This window comes from Phocaeicola sp. (assembly GCF_057861905.1).
This window is the reverse complement of record NZ_DBMACV010000080.1, coordinates 1-14,971: the sequence shown is the minus strand read 5'-3', so window position 1 is coordinate 14,971 and position 14,971 is coordinate 1. Positions and strand designations below refer to the sequence as shown.

Here is a 14,971-nt window from a genome sequence, read left to right as displayed (position 1 = left end):
TGTTAATTTGTAATTAATTGTTTGTCAGACTTAAATATACAAAATAATTCGGTGATTACCAACTTTTAAAGATACTTTCTTATCCCGAACTCACGTAAAAACTCTAACGCTGCCCGATAAACACCTTCTGCATTCAAACCATAGTGGGCAAATATTTCAGCAGAAGTTCCATGAACAACATTTTCATCAGGAATACCCAATATTTTAACAGGCACAGGATGTTCTGAAAGAGTTTCTGTAACAATACCTCCTAAACCACCAAACTGGCTATGTTCCTCTACTGTTAAAATTCTACCAGTTTCTGAAGCAGCCTTCAAAATAGCTTCTTTATCATATGGTTTCAATGAAGCCATGTCCAACACTCGTGCATAAATAGCTTTATCACGTAGTTTCAGCCCAGCTTGATAAGCATGATATACAGTTTCTCCGGTGCCTATAATTGTCAAATCATTTCCCTCTAACAAGACATTTGACTTTCCTAATGCAAATTCAAAATCATCATTTGTATACACATCAGGAACAGCTGCACGACCAACACGTACATATACCGGTTCAGGATAATCCACTAATAACTTTACTAATTTTTTAGTCTGTCGAGCATCGCATGGAAGTACAACATTCATACCCGGGAAAGTTCTCATAACAGCTATATCATGCAAACTATGATGAGTCGCTCCCAAAGCTCCATATGCAACACCTCCACTAACTCCTAATATCTTTACATTATTTTGACTATATGCTAAATCAACTTTCACTTGTTCCAAACTTCTGGCTACATAAAAACAAGCAGGACCACAAACAAATACTTTTTTCCCTGAATGAGCTAAACCAGCAGAAATGCCAACAGCATTCTGCTCTGCAATACCACATTCTACGAATTGTTCAGGAAGCTCTTTAGCAAAGTCGCCCAACGTAACAGAACCACGAGCATCTGTTGTAACTGCAATAATATCTTTGTCCGTACGAGCTAACTCCAACAATGTATCTGTAAAACTTTTTCTACAAGCTATCATAATATTATTTTTCTAAAGTTGCTATTCTTTCTGAAATTTCTTGAATTGCCAAATTAAACTCTTCCTCTGTAGGCACTCCATGATGCCACTTAACTACGTTTTCCATATAAGAAACGCCTTTTCCTTTTGTCGTATGAGAAATTAATAAATGAGGACAATGATTCTCAAAATTAATATTAGAGAAACTTTTTACAATATCATCAATATCATCCCCATTCATTTCTTTGACATCCCATCCTAACGAAGTCCAACGTTGGCATATACTTTCCAAAGCCATAACTTCCTCTGTTGTTCCACTAATCTGTAATTTATTCCTATCTATAATAGCTACTAAATTATCTAATTTATACTGATGCGCAGCCATAGCAGCTTCATAAATAGAACCCTCGTCTTGTTCTCCATCGCCCATTAAGACATATGTTTTATAAGACTGATGATTCATTTTAGCAGCAAGAGCCATACCTACGCCAATAGATAGCCCATGCCCCAAAGCACCTGTGTTCACTTCTATTCCAGGAACTTCAATTGTAGGATGTCCTGACAAAATAGAACCATATTCTCCAAGTGTATCAAGGGTTGCAGAAGGAATAATACCTTTCGCTTCTAAGGTAACATACAACGCTTCAACACAATGACCTTTACTCATAACAAAACGATCACGGTCAGGATCCTTCAAATTCAATGGATTGATATTCATCACAGCATTATAAAGCACTGTCAACACATTAAGACATGAAAGATCTCCCCCAATATGCCCGGCCTTAGCTTTAAATACAATCTCCATTAATCTTTTACGATTAATTTCTGATTTCAAGTACAACTCTTTCGTTTCCATATTATTTGTTTATTTTTTCGTTTACAAATAAAGTATAAAAAAAGGAATCAAACAAGCAAAACGAAGACAAACGAAATATTATTAACACTAATTAAATATCAAAGAAGAGAAAAATAAAAAACAAGCACTTAAAAAAGCTCAAAATCAAACAGTTCTTCAGAGAAAATAATTACCTTTGCAAATAATATAATCTTATAACACATAAAAAGTATGCTAAATTCAGTAGAAGAAGGCCTGAAAGATATCTGCCAAGGGAAAGTTATTATTGTAATTGATGATGAAAACAGAGAAAATGAAGGAGATTTTATTGTTGCTGGAGAAAAAATTACTCCTGAAATAGTAAATTTCATGATAACCAATGGTAGAGGATTACTCTGTGCTCCTATCCCTCAGACACGATGCGCGGAATTAAAACTGGCGCCAATGGCTACCGATAACACATCATTATTAGGAACACCTTTTACTATGTCTGTCGATTTGAAAGGATATGGATGTACAACAGGTGTATCAGCTTACGATAGAGCAAAGACCATCCATGCACTTGTCTGTGGTGACATAAAACCAGATGAATTAGCAAGACCTGGACATATTTTTCCCCTTTACGGAGCTTCTAATGGCGTATTAGAAAGAGATGGACATACAGAAGCATTACTTGATATGACTAGACTCGCCGGATTAAAACCCGGAGGAGCCCTTATAGAAATATTAAATGAAGATGGAACAATGGCACGCTTACCACAATTAGAAAAAATAGCGAAAAAATTCCACTTAAAAATAGTATCAATAAAAAGTATTCAAGAATATCGAATAAAACATAACATCTAAATAATAAAAGTACCATGGCATTAAATCAAAGAAGACTAAAAATATTAAATCTCATTCGAGAAGACGGACATGCAAAGGTACAAGACCTCAGCAAAATATTTAAAGTAACAGATGTAACCATTAGACAAGATTTAGAAGAATTGGAAAAAATGGGATACATTGAAAGAGAACATGGCGGTGCTTTCTTGAAAGATGTCAGTTCGTTTGCTAAAACAGGTCAACTCTTAAACCAAAAAAACATTGAAGAAAAAAAAGAAATAGCCAAAAAAGCTGTCAACTTCATAAACGAAGGTGATTGTATTATTTTAGATTCAGGTTCCACTACAACTGAAATAGCAAAGCTTTTGATTTCTTACAAGGACCTAACCATCATCACCAATGCGCTCAATATAGCCTTAATATTAGGAGAGAATCCCAACATTAACCTAATTGTTACAGGTGGAGAATTCAAGGCCCCAACATTATCTTTAACAGGAGAAATGGCCGCACAACCATTCAATAATCTACATGCAAATAAATTATTTTTAGCAACTGCGGGTATATCTTCTAAAATGCAGCTCACATACCCAAGTTTAAGTGACTTGGTAGTAAAATCAGCTATGATAAGATCCTCGGATGAAGTGTTTTTGGTTGCAGATTCTTCCAAAATAGGAAATACATCCTTTGCCAGCTTAGGAAGCATATCTTTGATAAAAGCCCTCATTACAGACAATAAAATATCAGAGGAGGATATTAAAAAGATAGAAGAAAAGAACGTTAAAATAATTTTCTAAGGATTTACAGAATTGCATTTTACAAGAAAAAGTGGAGCATACAGGACTCGAACCTGCCACCTTTTGACTGCCAGTCAAACGCTCTAGCCAGATGAGCTAATGCCCCATTAAGTATTATGCTGGCAAATATACAATAAGATTTTTAAATAAGTCATAAAAATACAACCGATTTTAAAAGGACCTGTTTAAATTATTCCGTGCATTTTAACATATTCTTCTAACGGGATATTTAAACAGGTTCTTTACCTTTTTTTCGAAAAAATCAAATTCGACATAATGGAACTTAAAATACGCCAAGCCACAAATTCCGACTTGAATAAACTTATGGATATTTTCGATGCTGCACGAAAATTCATGCAAGCAACAGGAAATGCTAACCAATGGATAAACGGATACCCGCAACGCGAACTAATTGCTCAAGAAATAGCATCGGGACACTGCTATATATGTTTGAATGAACAAGAAACTCCAGTAGGTACTTTTTGCTTTATCGAAGGTCCCGACCCCACATATTCTTATATCGAAGGGGGTAATTGGTTAGATGAAGCTCCTTATTGGGTTATTCACAGACTGGCTTCCGACAACAGTTGCCACGGAGTATTTGAGGCCTGCATCAAATGGTGCATACAACAAACTACAAATCTGCGTATCGACACTCATTCAGACAATAAAATTATGCAGCATTTGTTGGAGAAAAACGGTTTTACACGCTGCGGAATCATCTACGTATCCAATGGCACTCCACGTATCGCATACCAGCGTCATCAAGTATCATAGTAAATGACGTTCGGCAAACAACTTCCACAAGGGGGCAGCCATCAGTGCCTGCCGAATATTATTACCGATTAACAGTTCCCGAACCTCATTGACCGACAACAAATGTATACTTATATCTTCGGTCGGTTCGAGATGCTGTCCGGAAACCGGTTCAACTCCTTCTGCCAAGAAGCAATGACAGAGATTATTCATCGTACTGGTATTAGCTGAAAGCGTCATAAAATTCATCCATGTACCTCCGGCATACCCCGTTTCTTCATATAATTCTCTTTGGGCTGAATCCAAAGGTTCCTCTCCTTTTTCACAGACTCCGGCACAAATTTCATAACCAGTCCACTGCAAGCCATGCCGATACTGACGTTCCATCAAGAATTTTCCTTCTTTCGTGATAGCTATAACGTTCACCCAATCGGGATATTCCAGCACATAATACTCATCATTTACCACTCCGTTTGGCAAGCGAACGCAATCACGCCGAGCTGTCAACCACGGACGTCGGATAAGATACTCACTATGAAGGATTTTCCATTTTCTATCATCATTTTCTATCATATTTCAATTTTAAATGTAAAACCGGAAACGGCCGACCAGCAGCATCAAATTCATCGCGTGAAATAATCTCAAAACCTTTATTTAAATAAAAGCGAACTGCCACAGAGTTTTGTTCATTGACATCTATCTTATCAATGCATTTTTCTCGTATAGCAAAATCAATCAACCTGCTTCCATATCCTTTTCCTTGCTCCTGAGGAGCGACAAAAAGCATCTCAATCAGTTCACGGCTCAATCCCATAAAGGCGGTTATTCTTCCTTCTCTATTACGAATGCAATATAAATCCACTCCTGGAAGATAAATCATACGAACTAAAGGCTTATAGTATTGTATATCTTCTTCCGAAAGAAAATGATGCGTACTACGGACAGCTTCTTCCCAAATCAATAATAATTCTTCAAAATCGGTTTCATCCGGTTGATAAATCAATGGTTTTCTCATCCGGAAATTTGTCAAATCTACTCCATTCACCCTCACTATCTGTTTCTGTTCCATAGAGAATCCCTGTGACAGAAAAAAAGATTTAGCAGTAAGACTTACTTCTGAAAACAAACCGGGAGCCTGAAAATAACGAGCATAATCTTCTGCTGCACAAAGGAGAAAAGACGCAACTCCTCTTCTCTGATGGGCTGGATGCACAAACATGCTATGTATATAACCATCACATCTCACCGACGTAAATCCTGCCACCTCCCCCGAAGGCTGACTGACTGCTGTTATGAAATGTAAATCACCTGAGAGTAATTTCTCCCAGCGGGAAAGCGTAGCACACTGTAACCATGCCTCTACTTGAGCAGAGGTATAGTCCTTACGACAGGTTACACGTACCGCTTCCTCGAATACTGGAGATAATGCTTCAGCTCTAACCGAAGTTGTAAGCAAATAGTCAGTCATATTCCATACAATAAACAAAAATCTATTATACAAAGATAAACATTTTTAAGAATAAGATTTCAAGTTGCCTACAAATTATTCTATCTTTATTTTATAAAATCATTAGACAATATACATACGTTTATCTTTTCCCCCTGTACATTAATATTCCCTACATTACAAACTCAACAACATACACTGGAATCATAGGTTAGACAAGTCACTAAATTCCCCCAGGAACAAGTAGGAGTAGCTGTCATCATCAACGGAAAAGATACGGTAACGATAAACAACAACTACCGTTATCTGCTGATGAGCATTGTAAAATCTGCTCAGTCACTGACTGTAGCTCACTTTCTACACCAACACAACCAACAGCTTTTATTTCATTACTTCCCGATGCATACAGTCCCCTGCGGGATAAATATCCTGAAGGGGAACTCATCACTTTACCACAGAAGCTTCATGCTTTTCTACTTCAGCGCGCGTACGACTAATAGTAACCAAGTAAACGCCTCCAAAAATCAATATAACCGAGATTACTTTTATCCAGTTAAAACGATCCATTCCCCAACATACTGCTACGATACATGCCACAAGAGGTTGTACATAGTTATACATTCCAGCAACAGTAGGGCGCAAGTTCTTTTGTCCAACAATAACAAAAATATAGCTCAAGAATGTACTTCCTATGACAATAAACGCCAGCGAAAACCATTCTGCGCTGCCCAAGTCTGTCCATCCAGCAGCCAATAAATCATTGTACGAAAAAGGTAAAGCACATATAAAAGCATAAGTAAACATCCATTTCATGATGGTAAAGACAGAGTATTTACCTACAAAATCCTTAAATAATACAATATAAAGAGCATAACTTAGCTGTGCACAAAGTACTAGAATATCTCCCCAAATATTATTATTTCCATTTGTATTTGCACCCCCAGCTTGCTGGCTACCTAAAATAAGCAATAAAGCACCTGTAGCTCCCAAAGCAATACCCAAAACTTTCTTTCCTGTAATTGGCTCTTTCAGATAAATAGCAGCCAAAATCATAGCCCAAAGCGGCATACTGGTCGTAATAATGGAAGCGTCAGCAGGAGAGGTCAATCCCACACCAAAAATAAAACATCCTTGATTAAATACAATAGCAAGCAATGACGCCACAAATAACTTAGCTAAATCCTTATGCCCAACATGTTCAGGCTTTCTAAAGAATGAAGCAAGCCAAAACAATACCATAGCACCAAAAATACGTAAATCAGTTACTACAAGTGGAGTTACCATTCCACCTAACATTACAAATTTAGCAAGCGGTGACATCAATCCCCACATACTATTTGCACCAAGCATAGCTCCATGCCCTTTCAACTTTTGTATATCCATCTCAATATTTTTTAATTGCCGCAAAATTACAATAGTCATCATAGTTAATTATAGTATATTTGCAGCAAATTATTGTACGATTACGACCAATGTGGAAAGAAAATTTATACGAACCTGTAGAAATATTAATCCGTGAACATGAAATATTCCCAATAGAAGAACACCAGCATTCATTTTTTGAAATGGCCTATATCATTTCTGGAACAGGTACATTTTACATATATAATAAAACATCCGAAAAGAAAGAAATTTCATATAGTACAGATACTATCTTTCTTATCCCTCCCGATACAATACAATTCAAACATACAGCAAATACGTATTCTTACGTTTTACAACTCAATATGTAGCAGACTATATCGGAAAATATGTCGAACGTACATTATATATACCAGAAAAGACTCCATATATTGACAAAATTTCTCAGCTTATTTACAACAACAATGGCTGAATAGCCTCATCGTACTGATAGCCCGCAGTTTCCTTACCGATAATCAAACAATCTTTCCGGCCGATACAGAAGAAACGGACAAAGCACTCTATCTGTTGCAATATATTCAACAGCATATCCATCAGCCTCAGATGCTGAGGATAGATGCCCTTTGCCAGAAGTTTAACCTATCGGAAAACTACATCGGACGTTATTTCAAACATCATTTTCAGGAAAGTCTTCAACAATACATCAGCCGTAACCGAATAAAAATGGCAGAATCACTCGTAAAAGAAACTCAATTAAGCATGAAAGAAATAGCTTATCGCACCGGATACAGCGATGCATGCCACTTGATAAAAAAATTCCAGTCATACTATGGTATATCCCCTCTTAAATATCGCAAACAACATATCTTGCTAAAAGGAAAGTAAGATCCAATATATAAAAAGTGTGTAAGCATACTGCTATCATAGGCCAACTTTACGAGGCAAAAATAGAATTTCTCACCCTTATTTCGGCTTATTGACTGGAAAATTGTAATTTTGCAATATATTACGAAAATATAATTTATGCAAACGAGCGAAAAGACATCTTATGAACTACCTGAATCACTAGGGAAAAACCTCGGGATTCAACTGGTTGCTATAGAAGAAGGATACGTAAAAGCAACTATGCCTGTCGATGTACGTACCTCACGCCCATGTGAACCCAAAGATATCCTAAATGGAGGAGCTTCTTTAGCTCTTGCTGAAACTGTTGCCGGATACGGTTCCATTCCTCTTTGTGAACCCGGGCAGATGCCTTGTGGCATACAAATCAGTGCCAACCATGTACACATGGTACCCGTTGGAACTTATGTAGAAGCAACCGGCACGTTAGTACACAGAGGACGAACCTCACATGTATGGAACGTCGATATTACAACTCCCGACGGAAAACTGGTATCAACCGCCCGTGTTGTCAATCTAATAGTCAAGAAACGCTCATGAATCTTCCCGGAATTACCATCCACAAACTGATAGACCAACTGACACAAAGTCCCTTCAGTTTTGCCTTGTATCGTCTGCCGTGGACAGACGAACCAATACTAGTATTACAAGAAGAAGGAGAAACAGAAATTTTGGGAAATCCAACTGACTTGAATGGAAAGCGGGGATTCGTACTTACTCCCTTTCATCAGACCCAAACACATCCAGCTATTATTATACATCCCGATAAAGTGGCACATGGGTGGGGAAATATCAGCCAAGTATTAGAAGACTTTGCTTCAGCGAGAAACATTACTTCAGCAGGAACAATAATAACCGAAAAAAAGCTAACCAATGATGAAGAGGCTAAAATCGAATATGAACAAGCCTTCAGTCGTTTTATAACTCCCTTACAAAATAAAGCATTCAGAAAGCTAGTACTTTCGCGTAATTATACGCAAGAATTGGATATTACCTTTTCTCCTCTCAGCGCCTTTATCCGTGCCTGCAACAGTTATCCGCGCATGATGATTTCTTTGTGCCATACTCCTCTGACCGGGACCTGGATCGGCAGTACGCCCGAAATTATTTTAAGCGGCCACGAAACGGAATGGCACACGGTAGCACTTGCCGGAACCATGCCTATGCAAGGAGAAACCATGCCGACGGAATGGAGTGAAAAGAATCAGGAAGAACAGGCTTTTGTCAGTGAATACATCCGACAGACAGTCAAACGCTTTGGCAGCAAGCTCAAAGAAAAAGGGCCTTATACAGCCAGAGCCGGACAACTGGTACACCTGAAAACAGATTTTCATTTCCAGTTGAAAGATACTTCTCATTTGGGGGATATATTAAAGGAACTTCATCCTACTCCCGCTGTATGCGGACTGCCTAAAGAGGAAACCTACACTTTCATACTGAGAAACGAAGGTTATGACAGAAGCTATTATGCCGGAATTATCGGATGGCTGGATCCTCAAGGCGATACCACACTTTACGTGAACCTACGGTGCATGAACATTGCCGGACATACAGCTACACTCTATGCCGGAGGAGGTATACTTCCTTCATCAACAGTAGAAACAGAATGGGAAGAAACCCAACAAAAAATGAATACCATGCGCAACATATTATAAAAAAGAACCTATGTATACTGACAAAAAAAGCATATTGCAATTGGCTTCCTTACTTCGGAGCCACGGAATTAAACGTATTGTACTCTGTCCGGGAAGCAGGAATATACCTATCGTCCAGACACTCACTAATATTCCGGACTTCACCTGTTACCCGATGACCGACGAACGCAGTGCAGGCTTCTTTGCCCTCGGACTGGCCTTACACGGCGGAGCACCTGCTGCCGTATGCTGTACATCGGGAACCGCCCTACTGAATCTGCATCCGGCTGTAGCCGAAGCATTCTATCAGCAAGTACCGTTGGTAGTTATCTCTGCCGACCGACCGGCTGCCTGGATTGGACAAATGGATGGACAAACGCTTCCTCAACCCGGGGTATTTGGTCAGTTGGTGAAAAAATCGGTCAACCTACCCGAAGTAACCGACGAAGAAAGTGAATGGTTCTGCAACAGACTGATTAATGAAGCCTTGCTCGAACTTAATCATCACGGTAAAGGCCCAGTCCACATCAACGTACCTATCAGCGAACCGTTCTTCCTGCTTCCAGTCAACGAACTGCCGCAGGCAAGAGTCATCACCCGCTATCAGGGACTGAACATTTACGACAAGGATTACCAGCCGCTGATAGAACGTCTCAACAAGTACCAGCGACGCATGGCGGTAGTAGGACAGATGAATCTGATTTATCTGTTCGACAAGAAGTATACCAAGATGCTGTACAAGCATTTCGCATGGTTTACTGAAAATATAAGCAACCGTACCATACCGGGAATGCCTATACGGAACATCGAACCTCTGCTTTGTTCCATGAACAACGAGGAACAGGAGAAAATGCGTCCCGAACTGCTTATTACCTACGGGGGACACATCATTTCGAAACGTCTGAAGAAATTCCTCCGCAAACATCCTCCCGTAGAACACTGGCATGTATCGGCCGACGGCGAAGTGGTCGATTTGTTCGGCTCATTGACTACCATCATCGAAATGGATCCGTTTGAATTTCTGGAAAGAATCGCTCCGATGCTGGACAGCCGTACGCCGGAATACCCGAGAGCATGGGAGGCTCGCTCGAAAGCAATTCCACAAGCCGATTTTGCCTATTCCGAAATGAGTGCCATCGGCAAGGTCATCTGTCATCTGCCATCTCCGTGCTCCCTACACCTGGCCAACAGTTCCGTGGTGCGTTATGCGCAATTGTTCGATTTGCCCAACGATGTGGAAATCTTGTCCAACAGAGGAACAAACGGTATAGAAGGTTCTCTTTCTACCGCACTGGGATATGCTACGGCTTCCGACAAGCTGAACTTTATCCTCATCGGCGATTTGAGTTTCTTCTACGACATGAATGCACTTTGGAATTCCAACTACGGCACGAACGTACGTATTCTGCTGCTGAACAATGCCGGAGGAGAGATTTTCCATGCACTGCCCGGACTTGAACTGCATGAAAATGCCCGTCGGTTTGTAACAGCCACTCATACCACATCCGCACGTGCCTGGGCCGAAGACAGAGGATTTGAATATCTCTCGGCACACAACGAAGAAGAGCTGACAAATGCAGTCAGTACATTCACCCAACCGGATATCACTGCCCGTCCGATGTTACTGGAAGTCTTTACAGACAAAAACACAGACATCGAGCTGTTGAAAGAATATTACCATAACCTAAAACAAAAATAATTCCACTATGTCACAAAAGAGAGAATGGAAAACCATCAAAGAGTATCAGGATATTCTTTTTGATTTCTATAATGGAATAGCTAAAATAACCATCAATCGTCCGCGTTATCGCAACGCTTTCACACCAAAAACGACATCGGAAATTAGCGATGCGCTCTATTATTGCCGCGAATGTCAGGATATCAATGTCATCGTTCTTACCGGAGCCGGCGACAAAGCATTCTGCTCGGGTGGAGATATGCATGTAAAAGGACACGGCGGTTACATCGGCACCGACGGAGTACCTCGTCTGAATGTGCTCGATGTACAGAAACAAATCCGTTCGATTCCGAAACCGGTTATCGCCATGGTCAACGGTTATGCCATTGGAGGCGGACACGTTTTACATGTGGTATGCGACTTGACAATCGCTTCCGAAAATGCGATATTCGGACAAACAGGTCCACGGGTAGGTAGTTTCGATGCAGGATTCGGTTCTTCTTATCTGGCACGCATCGTAGGACAGAAAAAAGCGCGTGAAATCTGGTTCCTCTGCCGCCAGTATTCGGCACAGGAAGCCCTCGAGATGGGATTGATCAACAAAGTCGTTCCTTTCGACTCACTGGAAGATGAAGTAGTAGAATGGGCCGAAACGATGATGCAGCACAGCCCGCTGGCATTACGTATGATAAAAGCCGGACTGAATGCAGAACTGGACGGTCAGGCAGGTATTCAGGAACTGGCAGGCGACGCAACCATGCTTTATTACATGACAGAAGAAGCGCAGGAAGGTGGACGTGCCTTCTTGGAAAAGCGCAAGCCCGACTGGAGTAAATTCCCGAAAATGCCCTAATCATCAAAGCATATAAAACTTTCAGACACGAGTGTGTCTGAAAGTTTTTATTCGTTAAGAGAGCAGCTACTAACGTCAGTCTGTTACGGTCTGCGTAACGTTCAATTCACCACAATACTTATGTATACAATCAAAATTATTCCGAAGACTTTACATTTCAAACAACCGGCAGGAACATCAAGAGGGGTATATCGCACCCGAAAAGTGTGGTACCTGTTGCTGACGGACACACAGACGGGGAAATATGGTGTAGGAGAATGTGCTCCCCTACCGGCATTGAGTTGCGACGACTTGCCCGACTATGAGGAGACCTTGGCCAAGCACTGCCGGCAGACGGAACAGAATGGAACAATCGACTATGAGGCTCTCCGCCCCTATCCCTCCATGCTGTTTGGACTGGAAACTGCTTTTGCTCACCTAAAAGCCGGTAACTTACAATTCTGGCAGACTTCTTTTTCAGAAGGGAAAGAAGGAATTCCTATCAACGGACTGATATGGATGGGAAACTTCGACGAAATGTACCATCGGATAGAAGAGAAAATGAAACTCGGCTTCCGATGCATCAAAGTAAAAATAGGTGCTATCGATTTCGACCAGGAACTGGAGCTGTTGGCACACATCCGCCATCATTTTTCTCCCGAACAAATAGAACTTCGGGTAGATGCCAATGGAGCTTTCTCTCCGGCAGATGCTCCTGAAAAACTGAAAAGACTTCATGCGTTTCATCTGCATTCCATCGAACAACCTATCCGTGCCGGACAATGGCAGGCTATGGCTGAACTGTGCACCCAGACACCTTTTCCCATCGCACTAGACGAAGAACTAATCGGAGTGAATACGCTGGCACGCAAGGTGGAACTTCTTGAAACCATCCGACCGCAATATATTATTTTAAAACCTTCTCTCCACGGAGGTTTGAGAGGAGCTCAGGAATGGATCGAACTGGCTACCGAACGGGGTATCGGCTCATGGGTTACTTCAGCTTTGGAATCGAACATCGGACTTAATTCTATCGCACAATGGTGTGCCACTCTTCATCCTGCAATGCCTCAAGGATTAGGTACAGGTATGCTTTTTACGGATAATATCGACTACCCACTTCATATTGAAGGAGATTGTCTGTGGTTCCACCCAGAAGAAAAGGAACCTGATTTTAAATCATTTCTCATATAACACAACTACTATGTCAACATTTGTCACCGAAATATCTCAGCAAACCATCACAATAGACGGCATACACTATACAGCTGCCGATGCCACAGCATCTGTACCGGAAGCGAAGAGTCTTCTTCAAACCAAGTTTCGCACTATTTACGGTGAGGACAGCTTTTATGCTGCTCTTGCCGACTTCCTGGCTGAATGGTTCGACGGAAACGATACTCTGAAAGTACATACATCCGGTTCCACCGGAACACCTAAAGAGCTTTGGGTAGAGAAAAGCCGGATGATGAACAGTGCCAAACTTACCGTATCTTTCTTAAATTTACACAAAGGTGACAGTGCCTTGTTATGTATGCCCTTGCAGTATATAGCAGGTAAAATGGTAGTAGTACGTACACTCGTAGCTGGATTGAACTTGATTCCAGTAACTCCATGTGGACATCCGATGCAGGATTTGCATACTGCACCGACTTTCGCAGCCATGATTCCCATGCAGGTATTCAATACCCTGCAAGTACCGGCCGAACGAGAACTGCTCATGCAGGTCCGTCACTTGATAATAGGTGGAGGAGCTATCGATGAAAATTTGGAAAAGTCGCTACAAGATTTTCCTTATGCCGTATGGAGTACGTATGGAATGACAGAAACTCTCTCCCACATTGCTTTACGCCAACTAAACGGAAAAGGACGTTCTGAATGGTATACTCCTTTCAGCCATGTCAGTCTCAGTTCTTCGGAAGAAGGTACACTGGTAATCAATGCTCCCCTCGTCAGTGAAGAAATACTGAAGACAAATGACATTGTAGAATTCAACATCTCAGGGCAATTCCGTATTTTAGGAAGAAAAGACAATACAATCAATACGGGAGGAATCAAAGTACAGATAGAACAGGTTGAGGACGCACTTAGACCATTACTCCCCTGCCCGTTTATGATTACGTCAGTATCCGACATTAAATTTGGAGAACAAATTGTTTTGCTTCTTGAAACAGATACCATTGACTATGAGAATATAAATAAAGCAATAGCTACTTTACCTCCTTATTGGCGTCCCAAACAAATTATAAATATAGAAAAACTTCCACAAACAGAAACCGGTAAGCCCGATAGAGCAAACGCACGAAAATTAGCTATAAATAAAATAGACAAAGCATAGGAAAAAAATACTTAAATCCGTATATTTGTTTCCCATAATAAAGTTTTAATAACTAATACTATGGAAGAAACATCTTTTCTAATTCCTTTGTTGCTAACAATCGGCGGACTTGTTATAGGAGCCATACTAAAATCACTATTACAACATACCCGAATCCCTTATACGGTAGGACTCTTCGCCATCGGACTTCTGGTAGGCTTACTCAATCGTTCAGGTATATTTAATTTTTGGGATGGGTTATCGGAAGGCATCAGTTCGGTTGCCAATATCAATCCGGACTTGATACTTTACCTGTTCCTGCCAATATTGATTTTTGATGCGGCTTATGAACTGAATCTGCATATATTCAAAAAAACGCTGGCCAATGCTACTTTACTTGCTGTGCCTGGTTTAGTGATTTGTATGTTGCTTACGGGTGCATTATTAATGGGAATTTCCCTTTGCATACCGGGTTTCAGCTCATGGACATGGGGATTCGCACTGATGTTCGGAGCTTTAATCAGTGCAACCGACCCTGTTGCTGTAGTTGCTCTGTTACATGAATTAAAAACCAGTAAGCGCTTTTCTACACTTGT

At 40.6% G+C, this 14,971-nt stretch carries 17 protein-coding genes, 1 tRNA gene and 2 pseudogenes; 12 read left to right on the top strand and 8 right to left on the bottom strand.

Annotated elements, in window-relative coordinates; all coding sequences use genetic code 11:
• Positions 1-65: 65 nt before the first annotated feature.
• Together ACZM60_RS12885 and ACZM60_RS12880 are read right to left on the bottom strand one after the other, a co-directional pair.
• The gene (locus tag ACZM60_RS12885) at positions 66-1,013 is read right to left on the bottom strand and encodes a transketolase family protein (protein ID WP_489521703.1); all 948 of its coding nucleotides are present in this window, start codon (positions 1,011-1,013) and stop codon (positions 66-68) included.
• Positions 1,014-1,017: 4 nt separating this feature from the next.
• Entirely contained in the window at positions 1,018-1,848 is an 831-nt protein-coding gene (locus ACZM60_RS12880) for a transketolase (protein ID WP_021970541.1), read from the bottom strand.
• Positions 1,849-2,058: 210 nt separating this feature from the next.
• Here ACZM60_RS12880 and ribB point away from each other — a divergent pair, with 210 nt between their 5' ends.
• Positions 2,059-2,673, top strand: a complete 615-nt coding sequence (ribB, locus tag ACZM60_RS12875; RefSeq protein WP_021970542.1) for a 3,4-dihydroxy-2-butanone-4-phosphate synthase — start codon at positions 2,059-2,061, stop codon at positions 2,671-2,673.
• 14 nt (positions 2,674-2,687) lie between these two features.
• Entirely contained in the window at positions 2,688-3,446 is a 759-nt protein-coding gene (locus ACZM60_RS12870; RefSeq protein WP_021970543.1) for a DeoR/GlpR family DNA-binding transcription regulator, read from the top strand.
• 32 nt (positions 3,447-3,478) lie between these two features.
• On the opposite strand, the gene ACZM60_RS12865 is transcribed toward ACZM60_RS12870, so the two are convergent.
• A tRNA-Ala gene (locus ACZM60_RS12865) sits at positions 3,479-3,552 on the bottom strand.
• 170 nt (positions 3,553-3,722) lie between these two features.
• On the opposite strand from ACZM60_RS12865, the gene ACZM60_RS12860 reads away from it, so the two are divergent.
• Positions 3,723-4,223: a GNAT family N-acetyltransferase gene (locus ACZM60_RS12860; RefSeq protein WP_418586179.1), complete on the top strand. Its 501-nt coding sequence runs from the start codon at positions 3,723-3,725 to the stop codon at positions 4,221-4,223.
• On the opposite strand, the gene ACZM60_RS12855 is transcribed toward ACZM60_RS12860, so the two are convergent.
• The 4 genes and pseudogenes from ACZM60_RS12855 to ACZM60_RS12840 all read right to left on the bottom strand — a co-directional run bounded on the left by ACZM60_RS12855 (position 4,218) and on the right by ACZM60_RS12840 (position 7,032).
• Positions 4,218-4,772 (bottom strand): NUDIX hydrolase, encoded by a 555-nt coding sequence (locus ACZM60_RS12855; protein ID WP_418586198.1) that lies wholly within the window; start codon positions 4,770-4,772, stop codon positions 4,218-4,220. The genes ACZM60_RS12860 and ACZM60_RS12855 overlap by 6 nt on opposite strands.
• Positions 4,762-5,208, bottom strand: a pseudogene (locus ACZM60_RS12850) (GNAT family N-acetyltransferase); the annotation flags it as partial. The gene ACZM60_RS12855 and the pseudogene ACZM60_RS12850, both read right to left, overlap by 11 nt.
• 75 nt (positions 5,209-5,283) lie before the next feature.
• A pseudogene (locus ACZM60_RS12845) lies at positions 5,284-5,670 on the bottom strand (GNAT family N-acetyltransferase); the annotation flags it as partial.
• 423 nt (positions 5,671-6,093) lie between these two features.
• Positions 6,094-7,032: a DMT family transporter gene (locus tag ACZM60_RS12840; protein ID WP_340319058.1), complete on the bottom strand. Its 939-nt coding sequence runs from the start codon at positions 7,030-7,032 to the stop codon at positions 6,094-6,096.
• 89 nt (positions 7,033-7,121) lie between these two features.
• Here ACZM60_RS12840 and ACZM60_RS12835 point away from each other — a divergent pair, with 89 nt between their 5' ends.
• Entirely contained in the window at positions 7,122-7,382 is a 261-nt protein-coding gene (locus tag ACZM60_RS12835; protein ID WP_489521702.1) for an AraC family ligand binding domain-containing protein, read from the top strand.
• A gap of 82 nt (positions 7,383-7,464) precedes the next feature.
• On the opposite strand, the gene ACZM60_RS12830 is transcribed toward ACZM60_RS12835, so the two are convergent.
• On the bottom strand, positions 7,465-7,605 hold the full coding sequence (locus tag ACZM60_RS12830; RefSeq protein ID WP_489521701.1) for a hypothetical protein: 141 nt from the start codon (positions 7,603-7,605) through the stop codon (positions 7,465-7,467).
• A gap of 9 nt (positions 7,606-7,614) precedes the next feature.
• On the opposite strand from ACZM60_RS12830, the gene ACZM60_RS12825 reads away from it, so the two are divergent.
• The 8 genes from ACZM60_RS12825 to ACZM60_RS12790 form a co-directional block, all read left to right on the top strand.
• Complete coding sequence (locus ACZM60_RS12825; RefSeq protein ID WP_489521700.1) at positions 7,615-7,896, top strand: helix-turn-helix domain-containing protein; 282 nt, start codon at positions 7,615-7,617, stop codon at positions 7,894-7,896.
• 138 nt (positions 7,897-8,034) lie between these two features.
• Complete coding sequence (locus tag ACZM60_RS12820; protein WP_340319060.1) at positions 8,035-8,454, top strand: PaaI family thioesterase; 420 nt, start codon at positions 8,035-8,037, stop codon at positions 8,452-8,454.
• Complete coding sequence (locus ACZM60_RS12815; RefSeq protein WP_489521699.1) at positions 8,451-9,569, top strand: isochorismate synthase; 1,119 nt, start codon at positions 8,451-8,453, stop codon at positions 9,567-9,569. The genes ACZM60_RS12820 and ACZM60_RS12815 overlap by 4 nt, the downstream gene beginning before the upstream one ends.
• A gap of 10 nt (positions 9,570-9,579) precedes the next feature.
• On the top strand, positions 9,580-11,247 hold the full coding sequence (gene menD / locus ACZM60_RS12810; RefSeq protein WP_418586184.1) for a 2-succinyl-5-enolpyruvyl-6-hydroxy-3-cyclohexene-1-carboxylic-acid synthase: 1,668 nt from the start codon (positions 9,580-9,582) through the stop codon (positions 11,245-11,247).
• A 7-nt stretch (positions 11,248-11,254) separates the two neighbouring features.
• Positions 11,255-12,079 carry a 1,4-dihydroxy-2-naphthoyl-CoA synthase gene (gene menB / locus ACZM60_RS12805; protein ID WP_489521698.1) on the top strand — a complete coding sequence of 275 codons (825 nt, stop codon included), beginning with the start codon at positions 11,255-11,257 and terminating at the stop codon, positions 12,077-12,079.
• 120 nt (positions 12,080-12,199) lie between these two features.
• A complete protein-coding gene (gene menC / locus ACZM60_RS12800) occupies positions 12,200-13,252 on the top strand; it encodes an o-succinylbenzoate synthase (protein ID WP_489521697.1) in 1,053 nt (350 codons plus the stop codon).
• A 10-nt stretch (positions 13,253-13,262) separates the two neighbouring features.
• Positions 13,263-14,396 carry an AMP-binding protein gene (locus ACZM60_RS12795; RefSeq protein WP_021970554.1) on the top strand — a complete coding sequence of 378 codons (1,134 nt, stop codon included), beginning with the start codon at positions 13,263-13,265 and terminating at the stop codon, positions 14,394-14,396.
• A 60-nt stretch (positions 14,397-14,456) separates the two neighbouring features.
• On the top strand, positions 14,457-14,971 hold a 515-nt coding region (locus ACZM60_RS12790; protein ID WP_489521696.1), incomplete at its 3' end, for a cation:proton antiporter domain-containing protein.